22 protein-coding genes are annotated in these 20,698 nt (G+C 49.8%); 2 read left to right on the top strand and 20 right to left on the bottom strand.

Annotation, left to right across the window (positions count from 1 at the left end):
* Window positions 1–28: 28 nt before the first annotated feature.
* Genes pcp through JG50_RS0109785 form a run of 3 tightly spaced genes read right to left on the bottom strand, consistent with a single transcriptional unit; the run spans window position 29 to window position 2,358 of the window.
* Window positions 29–673, bottom strand: a complete 645-nt coding sequence (gene pcp, locus JG50_RS0109775) for a pyroglutamyl-peptidase I (protein WP_033100941.1) — start codon at window positions 671–673, stop codon at window positions 29–31.
* Between the two features lie 15 nt (window positions 674–688).
* Window positions 689–1,657, bottom strand: coding sequence for a DUF979 domain-containing protein (locus JG50_RS0109780; RefSeq protein WP_033100942.1), 969 nt, complete (start codon window positions 1,655–1,657; stop codon window positions 689–691).
* Complete coding sequence (locus tag JG50_RS0109785; protein WP_033100943.1) at window positions 1,654–2,358, bottom strand: DUF969 domain-containing protein; 705 nt, start codon at window positions 2,356–2,358, stop codon at window positions 1,654–1,656. Before JG50_RS0109785 ends, JG50_RS0109780 begins: the two co-directional genes overlap by 4 nt.
* A 310-nt stretch (window positions 2,359–2,668) precedes the next feature.
* Between JG50_RS0109785 and JG50_RS0109790 the strand changes: the two genes are divergently transcribed.
* Complete coding sequence (locus JG50_RS0109790) at window positions 2,669–4,030, top strand: amino acid permease (RefSeq protein WP_160173842.1); 1,362 nt, start codon at window positions 2,669–2,671, stop codon at window positions 4,028–4,030.
* Between the two features lie 103 nt (window positions 4,031–4,133).
* Here the strand turns inward: JG50_RS0109790 and JG50_RS0109795 are convergent, their stop codons facing one another.
* A complete protein-coding gene (locus JG50_RS0109795) occupies window positions 4,134–4,412 on the bottom strand; it encodes a hypothetical protein (RefSeq protein ID WP_033100944.1) in 279 nt (92 codons plus the stop codon).
* 246 nt (window positions 4,413–4,658) lie between these two features.
* Here JG50_RS0109795 and JG50_RS0109800 point away from each other — a divergent pair, with 246 nt between their 5' ends.
* Window positions 4,659–5,393 (top strand): sulfotransferase family 2 domain-containing protein, encoded by a 735-nt coding sequence (locus JG50_RS0109800; protein WP_033100945.1) that lies wholly within the window; start codon window positions 4,659–4,661, stop codon window positions 5,391–5,393.
* Between the two features lie 145 nt (window positions 5,394–5,538).
* Here the strand turns inward: JG50_RS0109800 and JG50_RS0109805 are convergent, their stop codons facing one another.
* From JG50_RS0109805 to cymR, 16 genes are all read right to left on the bottom strand, one after another.
* Window positions 5,539–5,865, bottom strand: a complete 327-nt coding sequence (locus tag JG50_RS0109805) for a hypothetical protein (RefSeq protein WP_033100946.1) — start codon at window positions 5,863–5,865, stop codon at window positions 5,539–5,541.
* Window positions 5,866–6,113: 248 nt separating this feature from the next.
* Window positions 6,114–8,021 carry a peptidoglycan D,D-transpeptidase FtsI family protein gene (locus tag JG50_RS0109810; protein WP_052154171.1) on the bottom strand — a complete coding sequence of 636 codons (1,908 nt, stop codon included), beginning with the start codon at window positions 8,019–8,021 and terminating at the stop codon, window positions 6,114–6,116.
* A gap of 119 nt (window positions 8,022–8,140) precedes the next feature.
* Entirely contained in the window at window positions 8,141–9,220 is a 1,080-nt protein-coding gene (gene mltG, locus JG50_RS0109815; protein ID WP_052154172.1) for an endolytic transglycosylase MltG, read from the bottom strand.
* 103 nt (window positions 9,221–9,323) lie between these two features.
* Window positions 9,324–9,614: a DUF1292 domain-containing protein gene (locus tag JG50_RS0109820; RefSeq protein ID WP_033100947.1), complete on the bottom strand. Its 291-nt coding sequence runs from the start codon at window positions 9,612–9,614 to the stop codon at window positions 9,324–9,326.
* A 12-nt stretch (window positions 9,615–9,626) separates the two neighbouring features.
* Window positions 9,627–9,950, bottom strand: coding sequence for a DUF1292 domain-containing protein (locus JG50_RS0109825; RefSeq protein WP_033100948.1), 324 nt, complete (start codon window positions 9,948–9,950; stop codon window positions 9,627–9,629).
* Window positions 9,931–10,404, bottom strand: a complete 474-nt coding sequence (gene ruvX, locus JG50_RS0109830) for a Holliday junction resolvase RuvX (protein ID WP_052154173.1) — start codon at window positions 10,402–10,404, stop codon at window positions 9,931–9,933. The genes JG50_RS0109825 and ruvX overlap by 20 nt, the downstream gene beginning before the upstream one ends.
* A 12-nt stretch (window positions 10,405–10,416) precedes the next feature.
* Window positions 10,417–10,665, bottom strand: a complete 249-nt coding sequence (locus JG50_RS0109835; protein WP_033100949.1) for an IreB family regulatory phosphoprotein — start codon at window positions 10,663–10,665, stop codon at window positions 10,417–10,419.
* Window positions 10,666–10,748: 83 nt separating this feature from the next.
* Window positions 10,749–13,373 (bottom strand): alanine--tRNA ligase, encoded by a 2,625-nt coding sequence (gene alaS, locus JG50_RS0109840; RefSeq protein ID WP_033100950.1) that lies wholly within the window; start codon window positions 13,371–13,373, stop codon window positions 10,749–10,751.
* Between the two features lie 480 nt (window positions 13,374–13,853).
* Window positions 13,854–14,930, bottom strand: a complete 1,077-nt coding sequence (locus JG50_RS0109845; protein ID WP_033100951.1) for an AI-2E family transporter — start codon at window positions 14,928–14,930, stop codon at window positions 13,854–13,856.
* Between the two features lie 119 nt (window positions 14,931–15,049).
* Window positions 15,050–15,253 carry a hypothetical protein gene (locus tag JG50_RS0109850; protein ID WP_033100952.1) on the bottom strand — a complete coding sequence of 68 codons (204 nt, stop codon included), beginning with the start codon at window positions 15,251–15,253 and terminating at the stop codon, window positions 15,050–15,052.
* A 21-nt stretch (window positions 15,254–15,274) separates the two neighbouring features.
* Entirely contained in the window at window positions 15,275–15,475 is a 201-nt protein-coding gene (locus JG50_RS0109855; RefSeq protein ID WP_033100953.1) for a hypothetical protein, read from the bottom strand.
* A gap of 15 nt (window positions 15,476–15,490) precedes the next feature.
* The gene (locus JG50_RS0109860; RefSeq protein ID WP_052154174.1) at window positions 15,491–15,997 is read right to left on the bottom strand and encodes a PRC-barrel domain-containing protein; all 507 of its coding nucleotides are present in this window, start codon (window positions 15,995–15,997) and stop codon (window positions 15,491–15,493) included.
* Between the two features lie 116 nt (window positions 15,998–16,113).
* Window positions 16,114–18,372: an SF1B family DNA helicase RecD2 gene (recD2, locus tag JG50_RS0109865; protein WP_033100954.1), complete on the bottom strand. Its 2,259-nt coding sequence runs from the start codon at window positions 18,370–18,372 to the stop codon at window positions 16,114–16,116.
* A gap of 56 nt (window positions 18,373–18,428) precedes the next feature.
* Complete coding sequence (locus JG50_RS0109870; protein ID WP_033100955.1) at window positions 18,429–18,932, bottom strand: hypothetical protein; 504 nt, start codon at window positions 18,930–18,932, stop codon at window positions 18,429–18,431.
* A gap of 36 nt (window positions 18,933–18,968) precedes the next feature.
* Window positions 18,969–20,117, bottom strand: coding sequence for a cysteine desulfurase family protein (locus JG50_RS0109875; protein WP_152568541.1), 1,149 nt, complete (start codon window positions 20,115–20,117; stop codon window positions 18,969–18,971).
* Between the two features lie 17 nt (window positions 20,118–20,134).
* Window positions 20,135–20,554 (bottom strand): cysteine metabolism transcriptional regulator CymR, encoded by a 420-nt coding sequence (gene cymR, locus JG50_RS0109880; protein WP_033100957.1) that lies wholly within the window; start codon window positions 20,552–20,554, stop codon window positions 20,135–20,137.
* Window positions 20,555–20,698 lie beyond the last annotated feature (144 nt).

Here is a 20,698-nt window from a genome sequence, read left to right on the forward strand (position 1 = left end):
TCCCGCAAGCAAATGATCCGGGAAAAAATCAACTGATGGTTCCACCCGCTTCGCGAATGTCCTCCTCTGTCCGGATGGTGGTTTCAATCGCCACTTCCAAAGCTCTTACAATCAGATCCAGATGCATACTCGGTTGTCCCGGATGATGGACAGCCTGTTCCGGCGAAAAAGGGATGTGAATAAAGCCGCCGCGCACTCCTTTTTCCTGTTGAAGCCGGTGCATCAATCCGTAAAACACATGATTGCACACAAACGTTCCGGCCGTATGGGAAACATGTGCGGGGATCCCTTCTTCCCTGATCCTTTTTACGATGGCCTTGACCGGCAGGCTGGACCAGTACGCTGCCGGGCCCCCTTCAACGACCGGTGTATCAATCGGTTGCTGTCCCTCGTTATCGGGAATCCGCGCATCAATGATGTTCAGTGCAACGCGTTCAATGCTGACGGAATCGCGCCCGCCGGCTTGTCCCGCACAAATGACAATCCTCGGCTGATGATAGTCGATCAGTTGCCAGAGCCGCTCGAGCGAACGGCCAAAAGCGGTTGGCAATTCTTCAGCCACCACCTGATACCCGTGCACCCATTTTCCCTGTAGTCGTTTGGCCGCTTCATATGAAGGGTTGACCGTTTCCCCTCCAAAGGGGGAAAATCCCGTCAATAAAACCGTCTCCATCCGCAATGCCTCCCTTTAAAAGCGATAAACGAGAAAATACATCAGAAACATATTGACCAGGAACAGAGCGATACCGGTCGGTATTTGCTTTTTCACTACCGCATTCTGATCATCCAGGTTTAACAACATCGCAGGAACGATATTGAAGTTCGCAGCCATCGGCGTCATCAGTGTTCCACAGTAACCGGAAAACATGCCCAGTGCAGCCATGATCGCCGGATTGCCCCCATGTGCATGCACGATCAGGGGTAAACCGATTCCTCCGGTGATCACGGCAAAGGCGGCGAAAGCATTTCCCATAACCATTGTAAAAAGAGTCATCCCGACACAATAAGCAACGACGGCGACAAACCCGTTATCTGCGGGCAGATACCCTTTTACCAGATGGGACACGGCATTACCCACACCCGCTTTGTCAAAAATGCCTCCCAGAGCGGCGAGCATTTGCGGCAGCAACACGGCCCAGCCAACCGCCTGGAGCAATTTGCTCCCCTCTTGAAACGGAACATTCATCTTCGCTTTCGTCACATAAAGGGCAATCGCAAAAGCGATAATCGTGGCCAGCCCCAGGGATACCAGTGTGACATCCTCTTTCTTCACCAGCACGGCCGAACCCCATTTCAACCTGTCCAACGTGAGTGTGCCAATCACCGTCACAACCGGAATGGCAAGCGCTGGTATAAAAATTTTCCACTTCAGGCGTTGGGCCAGATGAATCCGTTCATCCTTGCCGGACCCTTCCGAGTGGGACGGGGCTTTCACTCTTCCGAGAGCAGCCAAAATCACCATCACGATGACGAGATAACCGATGATCAAAGGAGGAACGAAATCGCCGGCGATGAAAGTAAAGGCAAAAATCCCCCAAAAAAGGGCCGATGTCCATCGGGTCGGATGCTTTTTGTTTAAAGCCACTTGAATCGCGATCATTGCGACGATCAGGCCGATCAGCGCATACAGGTCATTCATAGGAACCAGTGATTTCATTTATTGGCACCGCCCTTCTCCGTCTTCGCTTGTGCTGTTTTGCCAAAGCGGCCCAGTCTTTTTTCCAGCCGGTACAGGCGAAACCAACTGATCAAAAATGCAGCTGTCGCGGTGGGCAATCCCCATAAAGCCATATCCCAGATTCCCACATTCATGCCAACCGAATGAAAAAACCCGCTCATCAATAAAATCGCCCCGGTGGCAATAAAAATATCCTCTCCGAAAAACCAGGCCGTATTTTCCATCGCAGCTGCATAGGCGCGAATCTCTTGCATCACTTTATCCGGCAGCTTTCCATATCGCACCTGCGCTGCCACTTCCGCCATCGGAGCGACCAACGGGCGAACGGTTTGTGCATGCCCTCCGATGTTAAGACCGATTGCCGCCGATAACTCCCTTATAAATAAATAAACGAGCAGAATGCGGCTGGCCGTTGTATTTTTTGCTTTGGCGATCATCATCTCCACCCGTTCTTTCAGACCGTAACGTTCGAGAACGCCTATAACCGGAAGCGTTAAGATAATCGCCATCGACATATACCGGTTTTGCACAAAAATTTCGCTAAATTTCTCTATAATATCATTAAATGACATTCCAGATACCAATCCGGTAATAATTCCCGCTCCCATGACAACGAGCAACGTATTGAATCGGAACAGGAAACCGATGACCACAACCAGGATGCCAATGAGCTTAAGCAAAAAGCCCCCTCCTCCCATCGTTTTGAAATCGTCGCAAAGCATCAAATATGTTTGTACTAAATCTTATCCCGCTGAAAGATGTTGAATCGGGAAATAACGAAAACAATACTGTATACACATTAATTTATGTAATTTACGAATCATTATACTATTTTATGGCTGGTCATTCAAATTTGTAATTCGCTTCCGGCCTGTTATCACCAAACCAGAAATTGTTATGCAATTTGCGGACACATCCCGTAAAATAGAGCAGAGCGAGTTGTTTCTTGCTTACTATAAAATAATTTCATTTATGTTGAGGGTGGTTGAGTTGAGTTTGAGCAGAGATCAGTTTGAGAAACGCGAGGATGTATTACAGCGGTCATTGTCTGAACGGCAGATGATCATGATTGGATTGGGGAGTGCGATTGGAACCGGTTTATTCATGGGTTCCAGTCTGACCATCCATTATGCCGGCCCGGGTGTTTTATTCAGTTATCTTCTCAGCTCGTTGATCGTTCTGGCCATGGTCTTTTGCTTGTCCCGGCTCTCGGTGATCCATCCGACCGCGGGCTCTTTCGGCCTCCATGCAGAAACATATTTGGGTTCTTGGTTTGGTTTCGCGGTTCGATTCACGTATTGGGCGGCAAACGCGATCGTGATCGGCGGTGAAGCGACGGCGATCGGGCTTTATATGAAATATTGGTTTCCCGGCCTGCCATCCTGGATTTGGATCATTGCATTCTCCCTGCTGATCATCGGGATTAACGCCATTTCTGTTCAGAGTTTCGGCTGGTTTGAATACTGGTTCTCCACGCTGAAAGTGGTGGCCGTCATCGGTTTTATCCTGTTGGGCATCGCCCTCATTTTCGGAAACAGCACGCAAAGCACCCACTATCTGCTCGCTTATGGCGGATTTCTTCCCCATGGATGGAAAGGGGTATGGATGGGCAGCGCCATGGCGATGTTCAGCTTTATGGGAACCGAGATCATCGCCATCACGGCGGGAGAAGCAAAAAAACCAAAGCAGGCACTGACCAGGGCCATGAAATGGATGGTGGCCCGACTCGTTATTTTTTACCTTCTATCCACACTGGTCATGGTTTGCATCGTGCCGTGGAATCAAATCGGAGGCGAACAGATTCAGGAAAGCCCGTTTGTCAAAGTGCTGCAATCGCTCCATATTCCCTATGCTGCAGGAGTGATGAATTTCATCATCCTCACCGCTGCGCTTTCCACGATGAATGCCAATTTGTATGCTTGTACACGGATGATGTTTTCACTGTCCAAGAGCGGCTATGCCCCTGCTGTTTTCGGAAAGGTCAACCGCCGCGGAATTCCGCTCATGGCTCTGATTGTCTCTTCCTTTGGATTGGGTGTCGCCGTTCTCCTCAATATGTTTGATCCGCAAGCCTATAATACACTCTTCGGCATTTCGATTTTCGGCGGTATTTTCACCTGGATCACCATCTTTCTCAGTTACGCCCGCCTCCGGAGAAAAAAGACCGGAAAAGCTTCGGTTCTTGCATGGGCCGGTGCCGTGCTTTTGGTGTTGTTTTTGCTCACCATGCTGCTGAATCAGGCATGGAGCTTCGCCATTTATACCGGATTCTGCTGGTTGTTTCTGCTGACCCTCATCTATTTGGCGAAAAAAGGGGTTCAGCGGTCGCAATCGGTTCATCCGGAACAGTAAACACAGAAAAAACGGCCGGGTCTTTTTCATCCGGCCGTTTTCTCCGTGAAAGTGCATGGGGACACCGGAGGGTTTCCTCCGGCCTTTCCGGGCTGTGCATCTTTCAATATTCACCGAGGTCAATGATCTCCCCCAGCTCTGAATATCTCGAATCCATTACTTTTTTGATATTGATATTCCAGTATTTACTCAAGTATTGAACCGTTTCTTCCTGATCGTGCATGATCATTCGTTCGTTACGATGATAAACGGCCCATCCTTCCTCCATTCCGATCATAATGCGTTCCACTTCCAATGATTCATCAGGAGGGTCTGCGGAAAACCGCAACACCTCTCCTACCCGCATTTCCTGCAACTTTTTCCTCAATTCTTTATCTTTCATCCCCAAAAGCTCCCTATGCCAGTAACCCACATCGACAAATCCTGATTTTTAAGAAGGGGTTCTTTTTTTATTATTTTATGATTCCACCCAAAAAAACTCAATGAACACCATGGCAAAAAAACGAGTATCCATTTTTGATCAGGCGCATGAATCAAGACATCTAGCAGAGGCAAACTTTTCTGTTTGCCATATATTACGAATAGGTTCGTTGATAGTCATTATATCAGGGAAAGGGGCGGGAACCAGATGTCTCAACCGATCCTCATTTTCTCTCACATTCCGAAAACCGGCGGGCTGACCTTGCGCAAAATTATCGACCAGCATTTTGCTCCGCATCATATCTATAAATATCCGGCTCATCATCAGGCACGTGTCCTCAACCTCGTGCCACAGTCCAAAATCTCCCATATCCGCTGCGTCTATGGTCATTGCCGCTTCGGAGTACACCGTCATTTTGACCGGCCATTTCAATATATCACGATGTTGCGCGATCCACTGAAACGAATCATTTCATCCTATTACTTTATTCGCTCCAGTCCCAGCAACAGGCTTCACAATAAAGTAAATAAAATGAGTCTGGAAGAGTATATCTTCAGCCGCGATCCGCGGATTAGCCTTCCGTTGCATAATCACCAAACCCGTTTCATCTCGGGCAAAAATGATCCCGACATCAAACTGGCGATGGAAAACATCCGCAAGCATTATCTCTTCGTCGGCATTACGGAAATGTATCCTGAATCCGTTTTTATGCTGAACCGGCTGATGGGATGGAAACATAAGCCTTACAGCAAAGAAAACATCACCAAAAACAAGCCGAAAAAAATCCCGTTGTCCGATCAGGCAATCCGGCACATCAAGGAACAAAACGCTTTGGATTATCAAATCTATGAATATTGCAAAGAGCAGTTGACCAATCAGATCAAAAATCTGCCGGAACCGGCCAAGGAAAGGATGGATCGTTTCATAGGCGCAAATCGGTGAATTCGGGTTGAAGGGGGTGACCAATCCCCTTCCTCTCCCACCGGCCTTCAGCCTGTTCGTACATACCCACGTTGAAACGCATGCCCGGAACAAGTGCATAACAAAAAGCCCCCCTCTTGCGGGAAGCTTTTTGTTATTTCCACCCTTAACGGGAAAAAGGGTATTGATTCGGCGCCACAAATGTATTGGGACCGTGATACTGGTTCGGCGGGCTGTATTGGTTATGGGGTGTGGGATACTGGTTGGACGGAGGCATCGGCAAAGCCTTTTGTTGTTGCTGTTGCTGTTGCGGCTGAGTCTCCTCTTCCAGTCCCTCCATCCCGAATTCCTCCAGGACACGGCGGGCCAGTTTCAGTTCATCATTGACCATTTCATCTTGATCTTTCGACTTGAGCAAAAGATTTTGATATTGCAAAAGAGCCTCTTCAATCAGGTCCAGTTCGGCTTTTGTCAAATTAACTGTGATTTTCATTATTTCTACTCCTTTAACCTTATCCTATCACTACCTATATCATAATCGGATCGAAATAACAAAACAACAAAAACTCGCACTGGTTGATTTTATATTCAAATGCTCTTCTCACATCAAAATCAGTTTTATTTTCTTTAAAAATGTATTTATTCCATGCAATCTCCAATTGTCCCGCCCTTCATTCCATGGAAAAGTGACGTTCTGATTCAAGCGGATTCCCTGCTTACCACTAATCACGTCTGCTTCACTTATTTCTGGCCATCATCTTTTTCATCGATCTTTTTTTCCGCTTTTTCCATCTGAGCCAGCAACTCCATTACCTGTTGAAAGATTTGCATGGCTCGCGGATCTCCGTCGTCCGGAACCGAACGAAGGACGACAGCCACCGCATATCGCGGATGGTCGGCGGGACCGAATCCGATCATCCATTTATTATACTTGTCTTTCTTTACACCGACCTGGGCCGTTCCCGTCTTGCCCGCCAATGGCCATGGGGCACGGGAGACAGATTTGCCCGTCCCGTCCGTCACCACCTTTCGCATCATTTTTTTGACGGCATTCAGCGCATCCGCTTTGATCGGCTTTGCACCCGGGATGAACTGGTTGCGAAAGCGGTAGAGGACCCGCCCGTTCTGATCGCAAATTTCCTTCACCAGTCTGGGTTCCAGCGTTTTTCCCCTGTGAAACAGAGAAGTGATCATATTGACCGCCTGAAGCGGTGTCATCTTGACATCATGCTGCCCGATTCCGGTTTGTGCCAGAACACCCGGATCATTTGCCTGCGTGTTTTTAGCGAAAATCAGCCCGGTCTGCTCTTCCGGCAACTGGGAAAAATGCGCTTCATCAAAAACGCGGCCGTTCCAGATCACCTCTTGCGCAAGCCCCAACCGCTTGGCATAGGAGGAGAGTTTTTGAGCACCGAGTGTCTGTGCAACTGTTCCCAATACGACATTGCAGGAATTGGCATAGGCGTCGGCAAAGGTTTCCCGTCCGTGCCCTTTGGGATTGTCATCGTGCAAGTGATACCGGTCCAGTTTTCCATTGCAGTAAAAAACGGTGTCGGGTTTAACCAATCCTGTATCAAGCGCGGCGACCGCGACCACCGTCTTGAAGATCGATCCCGGTGTCGCTTCCATCACGGCCCGGTTTTCCCAGGGATTTTTCTCATCCTCTATCGTCGTCCCTTTCGGGCTGCTCGCCATGGCCAAAATATCCCCGTCGGCAATCTGCTGCACCACCACTGCACCGTCTTCCATCCGCTTCTCTTTCATCAATTCTTCCACTTGCCGCTGCAGTTCCTTGTCAATCGTGGTCACAATGGTTTTCGGAGGATCTTCATTAATTCCGCCGATTTTCTTTTGAAGCATCTGTACTCCGGTCAGCGGCCTGCCGGTTTGAGTGGTGGTATAGACGAGAAGATCTTCATTTTCTCCATGCAAAAAAGGCTCAAAAGCCGCTTCCAATCCGGAAATCCCCAAGAGAGACTGGCTGTTCCATTTTCCGCTTTCCACTTCCGGTTCAAACCATTTTTTCATCAGCAACGGACTGCGAACCACTTGACCGATCACCTGTTGCCCAAGCTGATTCAAGGTCATTCGCTGATCGGACATGACCGTTCGCACGGCCGGCAGGTGAAGGGCATCGATCTTTTCTTTCTGATCCGGTGTCAGGATCAGCTCCCTGCCGTCTTCCCGCGTCAGAATCATCGGTGTCCGCAACCGGGTCACCAGCGATATGAACTCTTTCATCGGATAGTGGATAAGATCGGTAATAGCTCTCACTTTTTTTTGCTGATAGGCAATTTGTTCTTCAGACTGGGGAAAAACGAGCAAATGCCAATTCTTTTCCCCCACGAGTGACTTTCCGTTGCGGTCCAGGATCTCCCCGCGTCCGCTGTCGATGACGACTTCCTTATTCTGTCGCGATTGCGCCATTGCAATCAGGTCCACTTGCTCATCAAACAAGGAAAACGATCTGGTGGATGCGATTTGAATCATATACAGCCTGAAGATAATCCCCATAAAAGCGATGATGAACAAAAGGCTGACGATCCAGCTCCTTCGTATTTTTCTCATAGATTCCACCCCGCTCTTCTCTTTCTCCAGCATGGACAGGAAAAGAACGAGGTATACTTTTGGATGGATAAAAACTGTCATGACTTTGGCACACTCTGGGGATTAACACACGAAGCAAAAAGAGGGGGTTAAGGGGACACCGCTTTCCGGCACAAGATAGACCGGCAAAAAAACCCCTCCGGTCTGGAGGGGGGGAGCTTTTATTGAGCTGTTGAAGATTTCTCTTTTAATTTACGTTCATTGGCGTTGCTTCTGGCTATATCCCGATTATGCTCGGCCACGGTCGTCTCAAAATAGTGGAGGCCTGTCCCGTCACTGCGGGCAACATAATAGATGTACGGATGTTTTTTCGGACTCAGGGCCGCCTGCAATGATTGAACACCCGGGTTGCTGATCGGTCCCGGAGGCAATCCCTTGTTTAAATAGGTGTTGTAGGGATTGGGGATTTTCCGCAGTTTATGCATGGGCATCTTTTGGCCCGTCAACATCTCAACATACAAAAAGGTGGCATCGATTCCCAGATGATCATCCTTGGGATCATTATTGTTCAAACGGTTGTAAATCACGCCGGCAATGATCGGGAGCTCCGTCTTTACTTTTCCTTCTTTCTCCACCATCGAAGCAACCGTCACCCACTGATCAACTGTCATTCCCTTCATTGGCGGATTGGACTCCAAAATGTCCCGCGCATGAAGTTCTTCCATATGTTTGGCAAACTCACCCAGCATTTCATTGATAATCTCCTCGGGTGACTCTTCTTTATAAAAATTATATGTAGCGGGATATAAATACCCTTCCAATTTGTATTTTCGGGCGGGGTTATTCGGGATCTCTTTTTCAAATTCATACTTGGGCTTTTTATTGTTTAGATAATACAGGAACTTCTCTTTATCAAAGCCTTTTTGCTCCAAGGCATTGGCGATCTGCATGACATTCCATCCTTCTGGAATCGTCACCTTCACTGTATTCTGTTCGCCCTTTTGAAATTTGGCAAGCATGTCATCCAGGGATTCGGTCGGTTCGATCTGGTATACTCCTGCTTGCAAATTGGTTTTATGTTTATAAGCTGCATAGTAACGAAAAAAATAGGATCTTCTTATTAGATGTTTTTTCTGCAAAATTTCGCCGATTTGTACAAGTGAGGTATTTTTGGGTAATTCAACTTCAACCGGTGCTGTCCGTTTGGGTGAACCCAACGTAAAAAACACAAACTGATATCCCAATACTCCCCAACCGGCAAGCAACACCAGCGTAAAGAAGATGCGCCAGAACCATTTCATTATTTAAAGACTCCTTTTTCCCCTTTATACCTTCTTTCCCGAAAAACCTTTATTTAATGTTAGCATAGATTTTAAAAAAGAAAACGGGGAGATCTCCCCGTTTTTATTGAAAGTCATGAAAATATAACATTTCGTCTACAGCTTCGGCAATATTTTCCCACTCGGTTTCATCATCAATTTCCACAATCTGCCCCTGCTTGACCCGAAAGAGATATGCATCATCCGGATGATCATCGTGTTTTTGCAAAACAGCGTAATGTTCACCGTTCACTTCCATTTCACTGAGAACGCGATAAGGGACGGGATTGCCATTGTCCGATGGGTACTGAAGCGGTTCGCCCGGGTGCAGGCGATTCCGTAAGATATAGACTTCTCTGGGTCCTGATTGATTCATCGTCAATCCCTCTTATTCACGATGGTCTTCTTCCTCTTCTAATTCTAACCCGCTAAAGAGTGTGTTAAACATTTCTTCCACCATATCCCATTCTTCTTCATTGTCCTCATCGATCATTTCAATCCGGAAATCGCCGTCCTCATCTTCATAGCGGAAAGCGAGCACTTCCTGGTAATCGTCTCCGTCATCTTCTTCGTCTTCCTCGGCGGGTGTGACGAACATATATTTTTTTCCTGTTTCGTCATGCTCAAACGTAAACATGATTTCAAATTTCTCTTCTTCCCCGTCTTCATTGGGAATGATCAAGTATTCCGGTTCATGGGTGTGATCCGTCATGTGTCTGCCTCCTCTTCGCGTCCAAAAACCCTTGCAAAATCCAAGTTGCGGCCATTTGGTCGATTACTTTTTTTCGTTTGCGGCGCGAAACATCCGCCGTGATCAGCGTTCGTTCCGCGCCGGCTGTAGATAAGCGTTCATCCCAGAGATGCACGGGAAGAGAGTAGCGCTCCTTGAGCTCTTCCGCCACTTTTATGCACAGCTCCCCGCGCGGGCCGATGGTTCCGTTCATGTTACGCGGCAAACCGACCACAATCTCTTTCACATGAAGGCTTTCCATTAATTTGTCCATCTCGGAGAGCCAATCTGCATGCTTTCGGTCGATCACTTTCACTCCTTGAGCCGTCCACCCGAGGGAATCGCTGACGGCTACACCGATCCTGCGATCACCGATATCAAGTCCGAGCACTCTGGATGAACCATCTATATCCAAGGAAAACTCATCCAAACCCATGGTCGTTTCCTTTCATTTTTTTGCTTCGAGGTAAAATTTCACCAGTTCTTCAACCAGTTCGTCGCGTTCAAGCTTGCGGATCATTGTGCGAGCATTCTTATGGCGAGGAATGTAAGCCGGGTCTCCGGAAATGAGATAACCCACGATTTGATTGATCGGGTTATAACCCTTCTCCTTTAAGGCTTCATATACATGAAACAGGACGTCTTTCGGATCGACATTTTGATCTCCCCGAAAATTGAATTTCATCGTTTCATCCATGGATAATCTCACACCTCTTTCGTTTGGATGACCAGCTTTTTACTTCTTCGCCTTTGCTCGGACATTATCCTTTCATTTTAAAATTACTTTTGCTCCTTTATCCATTCATATACCCGTTTCAGTGCATCAGGCAAACGTTCGGGTTGTTTTCCGCCAGCCTGAGCCATATCAGGACGGCCACCTCCGCCGCCTCCGCATAAGGTCGCCACCTCTTTGACCAGCTTGCCGGCATGAAGGCCTTCCTTGACAAACTTCGGCGAGATGGAAGCGACGATCTGCACTTTTCCGCCCGATGCGGAACCGAGCACAATCACCCCTTCTGCCAGTTGCCGGCGCAAGTCGTCAACCATGGAGCGAAGCCCTTCCATATCCCCTGCTTCCACTTGGGCGGCCAAAACCGGAATGCCCGCCACTTCCTGAACCTGACTTTCCAATTGGGAAGCAGCCGCACGATTCACTTTCGCTTTGAGCGACTCATTTTCGCGCGCCATCTCTTTCATCCGCTCCTGCAATTGTTCAATGCGGGCGACCAAATCCTGCGGGTTTGCTTTTAAACATTCGGCAGCTTCCTGCAACAGATTTAATTTTGCTTCCACGTAGGCATAGGCATGCCGGCCGGTTACTGCTTCAATTCGGCGTGTGCCCGATCCGATTCCGCTTTCGCTGACAATCTTGAACTGCCCGATCTCCCCTGTGCTGTGAACATGGGTTCCGCCGCACAATTCCAGGCTGTAGTCCCCTACTTTCACAACGCGTACCACTTCACCGTATTTTTCGCCAAACAGAGCCATTGCCCCCATCGCTTTGGCTTCATCAAGCGGTTTGATCATGGTTTCCACTATAGTATTTGCCCAGATCTGCTCGTTTACACGCCGTTCGACATCCTGAATTTCTTCCGCCGTCATCGCCCCGACATGGGTAAAGTCGAAGCGGAGGCGATCCGGTGCAACGAGAGAACCAGCCTGGTTGACATGGGTTCCGAGAACTTCTTTCAAAGCTTTGTGCAACAAGTGAGTGGCGGTGTGGTTTTTCACGATGTCCTGACGAAGGCTTCCATCGATCTGCGCCTGGGCGGATTCGCCGACAGAGACGCTGCCCTCTTCCACCACGACTGTATGAACGTGTTCACCGCGCGGCCCTTTTTGCACGTCTGTCACACGAAGGCGGCCATGACCGGTCACAATGGTTCCGCGGTCAGCCACTTGCCCTCCGCTCTCAGCGTAAAACGGGGTTTTGGCAAGAAGGAGAAGCCCTGTTTGCCCCTGGCTCAATTGATCCACCAGTTCGTTCTCGCGGATGATGGCCACAATTTCCGTCCCGGTTTCCCATACCCCGTAACCGACAAACTCGCTTTCCACCTTCAGTTCGTCCAACGGTCCTCCTTGAACCTTCATGCTGTTCACATCCTGACGGGCGGACCGTGCCCGCTCCCTCTGCCGTTCCATTTCCTTTTCAAAACCTTCCCGGTCGACACTCAGGCCGTGCTCCCGGGCGAAATCTTCGGTTAAGTCGAGCGGAAAACCATAGGTGTCGTATAATTTGAACGCTTCCGTTCCCGTGATGGCTGTACGCCCTTCGGACCGGGCTTTCTCCACGACCCCTTCTAAAATATGCAGTCCTTCTGTCAATGTTTCCAGAAAGCGCTCCTCTTCCCCTTTGATCACCCGTTCGATAAACTCCCGTTTCCCGGCAGGTTCCGGATAAAAGTCACGCATCACATCGGCAACGACGCCCGTCAATTCATAAAGGAACGGGCGCGTCATTCCCAGTTTTCTGCCGTAACGGACAGCCCGGCGCAACAAGCGGCGCAATACATAGCCCCGGCCCTCATTGGAAGGCAGCACCCCATCGGCCACCGCAAAAACGATCGTGCGGATATGGTCCGCGATTACTTTAAGGGCGATATCCGTTTCGCGATCCGCTCCGTACCTTACCCCTGCTTTCTCGCATGTAGCCTGAATGATTGGCCGGAACAGGTCCGTATCATAGTTGGTAGGAACGTTCTGCATGACGGAAGCCATCCGCTCCAGACCCATCCCGGTATCAATGTTCTTCTGCGGAAGCGGGGTGTAAGAACCGTCCGGATTATGGTTGTATTGGGAAAAAACGAGGTTCCAGATCTCAAGGAAACGTTCATTTTCCCCGCCCGGGTAGCATTCCGGATCATTCGGATCGCACCATTCTTCTCCCCGGTCATAAAAGATCTCCGTATTCGGTCCGCTCGGACCCTCCCCGATATCCCAGAAGTTGTCTTCCAATTTGATAATCCGCTCTTCTGGAATGCCGATTTTTTCATGCCATAACCGGTAAGCTTCATCATCTTCCGGATGGATGGTGACCGACAGACGATCCGGATTCAATCCCATCCATTGAGGGCTGGTCAAAAACTCCCACGCCCAGGTAATCGCTTCTTCCTTGAAATAATCCCCGACAGAAAAATTGCCCAGCATCTCGAAAAAGGTATGGTGGCGCGCCGTATAACCGACATTTTCGATGTCATTGGTGCGAATCGCTTTTTGCGAATTGACAAGCCGCGGGTTTTCGGGTTTCACCCGTCCATCAAAGTATTTTTTCAGCGTTGCCACGCCACTGTTGATCCAGAGCAGGGTGGGATCATCGACCGGAACGAGTGAAGCGCTGGGTTCGATTTTGTGACCTTTTTGCGCAAAGAAGTCCAAAAACTTGCGACGAATTTCACTTGCTTTCATGCGGAGTCCTCCTTTTCTCAGATTTCTGGTTCATGAATAAAGTGTTTCCGGAAGGGTCATGCGCGCTCCCGACCGTCAACAAAAGCACCATTCACCCTCCTGAATTTGCCAGAACGTTCATTCCAAGGTTGTGCTAAAGAAGATGAATGCTTTTATGAGCAACCAAAAAAGCCCTCCCGTCCTCAAATAAGGGACGAGAAGGCTTCCCGCGGTACCACCCTTTTTACCGCTTTATTTTTTCCCGAGCACCTGGCTCAGTATGTAATCACGGTCACTCTAGCAAAATAAGATAACGGCAAGTGATGCTCACTCACCGGCAGGGATTAGCTGCACTCGGGAACTGGCTGCAAACCTGTCTGTTCCGGGAAAACCTTCCAGCCACCGGGTTTTCCTCTCTGGCGGGGACAAGATCGCTCGGTTCCGTCATCATCTTTAGCGCTTTGCAATTCACGATCTATTATACCCGCTTTGCACAAAATTTCAAACCCCCCGCCGGACAAAATGATCGATCACATGCTCAAAGACCACTTTTCCCATGGCAAAGAGAGGAACCGCCAGGATCAGGCCCAGTACTCCGCCCAGTTCTCCTCCGACGAGCAGGGCGAAGATGATCGCCAGCGGATGCAGCTGCAAACTTTTCCCCACGATTTGCGGGGAAATAAAATTCCCTTCGAGGATCTGGATGACCAGATTGACAATGACCACCCCGATCACCATCTTCATCGATCCGGAAATAAAGGCGACAAAGAGGGCCGGGATCAGGCCGAAGATGGGGCCGAGATAGGGAATGACGTTAAAGACGGCCACCAGCGCGGCGAACAGCAGGGCATAAGGAAGGCCGACAATGACGTAACCGATCAGGGACAGCAGCCCGACGACCAGACAAACCAGAAACTGGCCGCGTATGTAGTTGCCCAGCGCCAGATCCATATCCCTCAGAACGCGAATCGTCTCGCGCCGGCTCTTTTTCGGGATGATGAGGAGCAAGGTCCGTTCGATGGAATGGATGTCTTTCAACATATAAAAAGCGAGAAAGGGAATGATCAAAAACAAAAACAGCTGATTGATCGTACTCCCGATACCGCTCATCAGTCCGCCCACATAATCGGTCATTTTCATCTCCAGCCGTCCCAGCGAACGCTCCACGGCCGTTTGCAGACTGAGGGGCAACATCTCCTTGCTGTGGTCATTATACTCCTGAATCATGCTTTGCAGCTTGGCGTTCCACTTCGGCAAGTGCTCAGCCAATTCGCCCAGCTGAACCTCGAGCACGGGCGCCAGATTGATGACCAGAATCACAATCGAAGCGATAAACAGCGTATAAATGAGGAGAACCGCCAGCGAACGCGGCAATAAGCGGTGGCTTAACAGATTGACTATCGGATTGAGCAGATAGGAAATAATGACCGCAATGAGAAATGGGCCCAAAACCGCCTTGAGAAAAGCAAATAAAAGGCGGATCCACGGGCTGATTTGCATCAACAGGAAGACGATTCCCAGCAGAACCAGAATGAACAGCGAAATGGTCAAGGCTCTTTGCACACTCCAGCGTTCCACTGGCGGCACCTCCGCTTAAACGATGGGCTTATCCATAAGATACGAAAACCGGAACCATTTTATGAAGCTCGCCGCATGAATGGAAACCCCTGACATTTTCAGCCAGGGGTTTTCCTGTGTTACCTTGCCATCCGGAGGCGACGGAACATGCGTCGAAGGGTTTCCTCGACGACAAACCGGCGCAGAAACGGACTTTTTTGGATGCCGCGGACAACGGTCTGAACAAAAGGCTTGGAAACCCGTCTGTTTCTTCTCAAAAACATGCTTGCTCCGATCGCTAACAGTCCACCAAACAAAAGGGTCATGATTGTCTGGCGAGCCATGTTTCCCCTCCTTTGGCACGGTTAATCGAAATATTGAACGTGACTGCTTTCCTCCAAAAACAGGTCGTTGAGCGAGGTTAAGCTTCCATCTTCCTCCACCTGGTAGACAGAAGCAATTTTGTCATTTTCGGTGGTCATTTCAATAAAGCATTGCCAACAATAAAGTTGGTTTGTTCCCACTTTTCCCAGGTCGTGCGAATTGCAGTTGGGACAACGCAGCATGATTCTTCCCTTCCTTTAAATCCTTGCATCCTTAACTTCAATCCGGTCATGCGGGGCGATCAGCACATCTTTTCCCCACGTGAGCGGATGCGTGGTTTTCACCACTTTTCGCCCTTCTGCCAGGTCGCTGATAAGCCCGCCGGATAGTTCGTACCCTATCAGCGTTCCCACTTCTTCCATGAAGTAGACATTTTCTACCATCCCCATTTCACAACCGCCGGCGGTAAGCAGAGGACGGCCCTTCAATTTGTTTTCGCCGTTATAAATGCTGATCCACTCTTCCGCGTTCCGGTCAAAGGGAAGAATCACCTGGTCGCTGTCCACCATTACCGCATCCTTGCCGATTGATACGATGTTGTCAGATCGAATATATTTTCTCCTCTTGAAAAAACCACCTTCTTGCAAAACAACTCCCCGCCAACGCTGATCCCGATCAAACAAAAGATCCGTAACCGTACCCAATTTTTCCCCTGTTTTTAAATGGATGATGGAAAGCCCGATCACTTCCTGGGATTTGCGCAAGGAAATCAGCCTCCCCCGCTGTCATTAGTATTGGGAAAGGCTTCGCCGTGCATGTAGGGGAGTTGTTGCCATTTTTCCATGAAAGTGCCGGTCTTGCCGGGGCCGGGTTACCGTGGCTACCACTCTTCCTCAATCAGGTCTTTCAGCCGGCTGTTGCGCTTTTCTCCGCTCTGTCGCTTCAATCCGTCGGCAAATGCTTCCTTTTCCCCGCACATGATCAGATACGATTTGCTGCGTGTAATCCCGGTATAGAGAAGGTTTCGTTCCAACATCCGCCGGTACGTGTGCAAAACTGGAAACACAACGATGGGAAACTCAGAGCCTTGCGCCTTATGCACGGAACAGGCATAAGCAAGTGCAATTTGTCCCAGCTGCGATTTTTTATACGGGACCTCCAACCGTTCGTAGGCCACCCATAAAACCGGCTGATCCGGGGATGCATTCTCCTCGATCGCGATCACCTTTCCCATGTCGCCATTGTAGACGGGATGCTCGGGGTGATTGACCAGCTGGAGCACTTTATCCCCCAGCCGAAAGACAGAATCGCCCCAGGTCAGTTCCTTTTTGTTTTCATCCTTTGGATTGACCACCGCTTGAATTTCCCGATTGATGCGGTCGATCCCGACCGGCCCTTTGTAGATCGGCGCCAGTACCTGAATATCGAAAATCGTGTACCCTTTTTTCATGGCATTGGTTACCGTTTTGACGATGATCGGCAAGGCCTGCTCTTTTTTGCAGGGAAAAAAACGCCGATCCGGCTGGGGGATGAGCAAATCTCCCGGAACTTCCCCGCGTTTCATCGCATGGGCTAGCCTGATGATGGAAGAGCCCTCCGCCTGCCGGAAAATCTCCGTCAACTCGACACGGGGGATTTTGTCCACCTGAAGCAGATGGTGAAGCACTTGCCCCGGCCCGACCGAAGGCAGCTGATCCTGATCTCCCACCATGATCACCTGCATCCCTTGGGGAACCGCGCGAAACAATTGATTGGCCAGCCAGGTATCCAGCATCGAAACTTCATCGACAATCAGCAGGTCGCCTTCAATCGGGGATTCGGCACCGTGTTCAAAAAAGTCCCCTTTCCACCCCAGCAGGCGGTGGATCGTCATCGCCGGAAGACCGGTTGTTTCCGACATCCGCTTGGCCGCCCGACCGGTCGGAGCCACCAAGCGGATCGGATACGGCTGCTCCGCGGCTTCATAATGATCAGGGTCGAGCGAGATTTCACGCAGTTTTGCAAATAACCGGCATATCCCCTGGATGACCGTCGTTTTTCCGGTACCGGGACCACCGGTCAAAATCATAAACGGTGAAGAAAGGGCGGTGAGAAGCGCATCCCGCTGCTTTTCCGCATAGGTCACTCCCAGCTCTTCCTCGATCTCGCCGATCGCTCGGTACAGTTCGGATACGGGATAATCCGTTTCCGATTCCTGCTCCAGCAATTGTTTGATCCGCATGGCCAAACCATATTCGGCGTAGTAGAGCGACGGCAGATAATAACGGTCATCCTCCAAAATAATCCGTTCATCATCAATCAGCATTTCGACATATTTTTCCCGGGCGCTTTCGGAAAAAAGTTCAACCCCTGCCCCTCCCAGGAGAAGATTGACTTCCTGATTGAGCTGATCCCACGTCACATAAACATGCCCTTTGGAGACGGATGCCTCTTTCACGGCATATAACACAGCCGCCTGAAAACGTTCCGGCGCATCTTCCGGCAATCCCTGCTCCCGCGCAATCTCATCGGCCCGGCGGAAACCGATTCCTTCGATATCATCAATCAAGCGATACGGATTATCTTTTAACAGTTCGATAGTGCGATGTTTATACGTCTGCACGATCTTGAGCGCCAAAGCAGGTCCGATGCCAAACTGGTATAGATAGACCAGCGCTTCTTCCAGAGCCTGGTTTTCCTGCAGGTGCTCGGCAATCGTCCGCGCCTTGGCAGGGGAGATCCCCCTGATTTCCGTTAGCACTTCAGGATTGGCGGCAATTTGATCCAGCGCCTTTTCCCCGAGATGCTCCACGATTTTTTCAGCCGTTTTTTTTCCGACTCCGGTGAAGATCTCACTTGAAAGATATCTGACGATCGCTTCTTTTGTCCGCGGAAACTCCTTTTTCACCTGCCGGGCATAGTACTGACGCCCGAATTTGGGATGCTCTCTCCATTCACCGTAGCAGGTATAGATCTCATCCTCATGGGGACGGAGCATATTCCCCACCACGGTGATTTCCTCTTGCGGAAGTTCTTCCGATGCCTCCGTGGCCCGCATGAGAAAAACTCCGTATCCGTTTTCCTCATTGTAAAAGATCTCCTGGATAAAGGAGCCTTTTACATAACTCGTTTGAAACAATTCCATTTGAGATGGCTTCATGATCCTACACCTTTTACCGATGATAAGGAAAATGACCCCGAACCGAGGGTCATCTCTCAGAGAAAATCATCTTTCATTTCCCCCATCAGACTCTCCATCGCGCATTCCGGGGAACAAAATTGGTTCTGCTCCCGTCTTTCATCCCACTTGTAGCGCTCGGGGTCCGCCGGGTTAAATTCATGTTCGCAACAGCTGCAACGCCTGGTTTGAATCACTTGATCCAATCCCGCTTTCAGCTGTCCGAGCCGGTCTTTGGGCAGATTTAAAAATTTGGCAATAAACGCCATGATTTCCCGCTTATCAGCAAAATAGAGCGGGTCTTCTTTGGCATAGGTTACGGGATTCCACCATACCCACCGTCCGTCGGAGAGGTGAGCAATGTAATAATCGTCCACAACCCGTTCGGAAGCGTGCTCCAATTTTTCAAAGGAAGGAAAGCCGAGTTCGGCTGCCAAATTATCCATCAGGGCACGATCTATATCCTTCAGTATCGATTTCCAATCGATGTTATCCATCTCTTTTTCCCAGTCTTCCATCTGGTTAAGCGGATTGATGCTCACAGTCCTCTCTCCCCTGTTTAACTGTCTGTTGGTCAATTACCGATGAATCAGCCTTCCCGTGATCTCCGCTGTGATCCGGGCAGCTTGCCGTACTTCTGCTTCTGTATTCCCCCGCCCGAAACTGAAGCGGATCGCGGATCGGGTCACTTCTTCACTCAGATGCATTGCTCTTAGCACATGAGATACTTCCAGTGTGCCGGAAGTACAGGCCGAGCCGCTCGCGCAGGCAACTCCCGCCAAGTCGAAATTCATCAGCAGCGTTTCCGTGTCGGTTCCCGGGAAGCTGAGATTTAAAATATGAGGTAAAAAGCGCTCGTGATGCCCGTTTATGACAAAAGTCACCTGTTGCTCTTTCAATTCCTCCAGAAACGCCTCGCGCAGTTGCAGCATCTCGCGGTAATGAACATCCCGATTTCGTGCCGCCAGCTCGGCAGCTTTTCCGAACCCCACAATCCCCGGCACGTTTTCCGTTCCGGCGCGTTTTCTCCGTTCTTGGGCACCGCCGAAAAAGCGGGGCATCAACTTCACCTGCTTGGACACATACAGCGCCCCTGCTCCCTTTGGCCCGTTGATCTTGTGGCTGGAGATGCTGAGCAAATCGACCGGCAGCTTCTTGACATCAATTTTCTCGATCCCAAACGCCTGCACTGCATCCGTATGGAAAAATACCCTGTGTTCACGGGCAATCGCCCCAATCGTTTCTATCGGCTGAAGCGTGCCGACTTCGTTATTTCCGTACATAATTGAGATCAGTGCAGTATCAGGTCTGATGCTCGATTTCAAATCTTCCACATCAACCATGCCTGTCCGGTCCACAGGCAAATAGGTAACCTCAAAGCCCATGTGCTCCAAATAACGGCACGTATCCAGCACAGCATGGTGCTCGATCTCCGATGTGATGAGATGCTTTTTTCCCTGTTCCCTGCACGCCAGGGCCACCCCGATCAGAGCGGTATTATCCGCTTCCGTCCCGCCGCTGGTGAAAATGATCTGGCTCGCTTCGGCATTCAGTCCTTCTGCCACTTGCCACCGCGCATGATCAATGGCATTTCGCACGGCCCTTCCATATTGATGAATACTTGACGGATTGCCAAACGCTTCATCCAGAAAGGGAAGCATCGCCTTTTTCACTTCGGGATGAATCGGGGTGGTCGCTGCATGATCCAAATAAATCGCCATTTTCACGTCACCTGCTAATTTTGCTAAATATAGAACATGTAGTTATCATTGTTTCCGTCATGCGAAAAGTTGATAAGGGAAGCCAGCGTCGTGGAATCCAGTTCCTTCGCAATCGCATCGCGAATCCGTTTCCACAAATCCCGGCGTGCCGGGTCTTCTTCCTCGGTGAATTCCACCGGACTGATCGGACCTTCCAATACGCGGATGATATCACCGGCCGAGATCTCTTCAGGCGGCTTCGCCAGCTTATACCCTCCGTAAGCTCCGCGAATGCTGCGCACCAATCCGGCATTTCTCAGCGGCGCGACCAGCTGCTCCAGATAGTGTTCCGACAGTTCATGACGCTCGGCCACGCTTTTGAGCGGAACAGGCCCCTTCCCGTATTGCGTCGCCAGTTCCATCATGATGGTAAGACCGTAACGGCCCTTGGTCGAAATCTTCAAGTTATCCCACCTCTCATTGATCATTCGCATTCCCGATATGTACTGCGCCCTGCTTCCGGTCAGGGGAGAATTAGTTTCATTATAAGATAAATCAATCCCTTCATCCATCCGGACGCCATCATCAGACGGCATGGCCAAGGATGA

This window comes from Thermoactinomyces daqus (assembly GCF_000763315.1).
In the GTDB taxonomy this organism is placed as follows: Bacteria; Bacillota; Bacilli; order Thermoactinomycetales; family Thermoactinomycetaceae; genus Thermoactinomyces_A; species Thermoactinomyces_A daqus.

Coding starts and splice junctions, on each gene's coding strand:
- pcp (WP_033100941.1), bottom strand. CDS start 673: ATGGAGACGGTTTTATTGACGGGATTTTCCCCCTTTGGAGGGGAAACG.
- JG50_RS0109780 (WP_033100942.1), bottom strand. CDS start 1,657: ATGAAATCACTGGTTCCTATGAATGACCTGTATGCGCTGATCGGCCTG.
- JG50_RS0109795 (WP_033100944.1), bottom strand. CDS start 4,412: ATGAAAGATAAAGAATTGAGGAAAAAGTTGCAGGAAATGCGGGTAGGA.
- JG50_RS0109800 (WP_033100945.1), top strand. CDS start 4,659: ATGTCTCAACCGATCCTCATTTTCTCTCACATTCCGAAAACCGGCGGG.
- JG50_RS0109805 (WP_033100946.1), bottom strand. CDS start 5,865: ATGAAAATCACAGTTAATTTGACAAAAGCCGAACTGGACCTGATTGAA.
- JG50_RS0109810 (WP_052154171.1), bottom strand. CDS start 8,021: ATGACAGTTTTTATCCATCCAAAAGTATACCTCGTTCTTTTCCTGTCC.
- mltG (WP_052154172.1), bottom strand. CDS start 9,220: ATGAAATGGTTCTGGCGCATCTTCTTTACGCTGGTGTTGCTTGCCGGT.
- JG50_RS0109820 (WP_033100947.1), bottom strand. CDS start 9,614: ATGAATCAATCAGGACCCAGAGAAGTCTATATCTTACGGAATCGCCTG.
- JG50_RS0109825 (WP_033100948.1), bottom strand. CDS start 9,950: ATGACGGATCACACCCATGAACCGGAATACTTGATCATTCCCAATGAA.
- ruvX (WP_052154173.1), bottom strand. CDS start 10,404: ATGGGTTTGGATGAGTTTTCCTTGGATATAGATGGTTCATCCAGAGTG.
- JG50_RS0109835 (WP_033100949.1), bottom strand. CDS start 10,665: ATGGATGAAACGATGAAATTCAATTTTCGGGGAGATCAAAATGTCGAT.
- alaS (WP_033100950.1), bottom strand. CDS start 13,373: ATGAAAGCAAGTGAAATTCGTCGCAAGTTTTTGGACTTCTTTGCGCAA.
- JG50_RS0109850 (WP_033100952.1), bottom strand. CDS start 15,253: ATGGCTCGCCAGACAATCATGACCCTTTTGTTTGGTGGACTGTTAGCG.
- JG50_RS0109855 (WP_033100953.1), bottom strand. CDS start 15,475: ATGCTGCGTTGTCCCAACTGCAATTCGCACGACCTGGGAAAAGTGGGA.
- recD2 (WP_033100954.1), bottom strand. CDS start 18,372: ATGAAGCCATCTCAAATGGAATTGTTTCAAACGAGTTATGTAAAAGGC.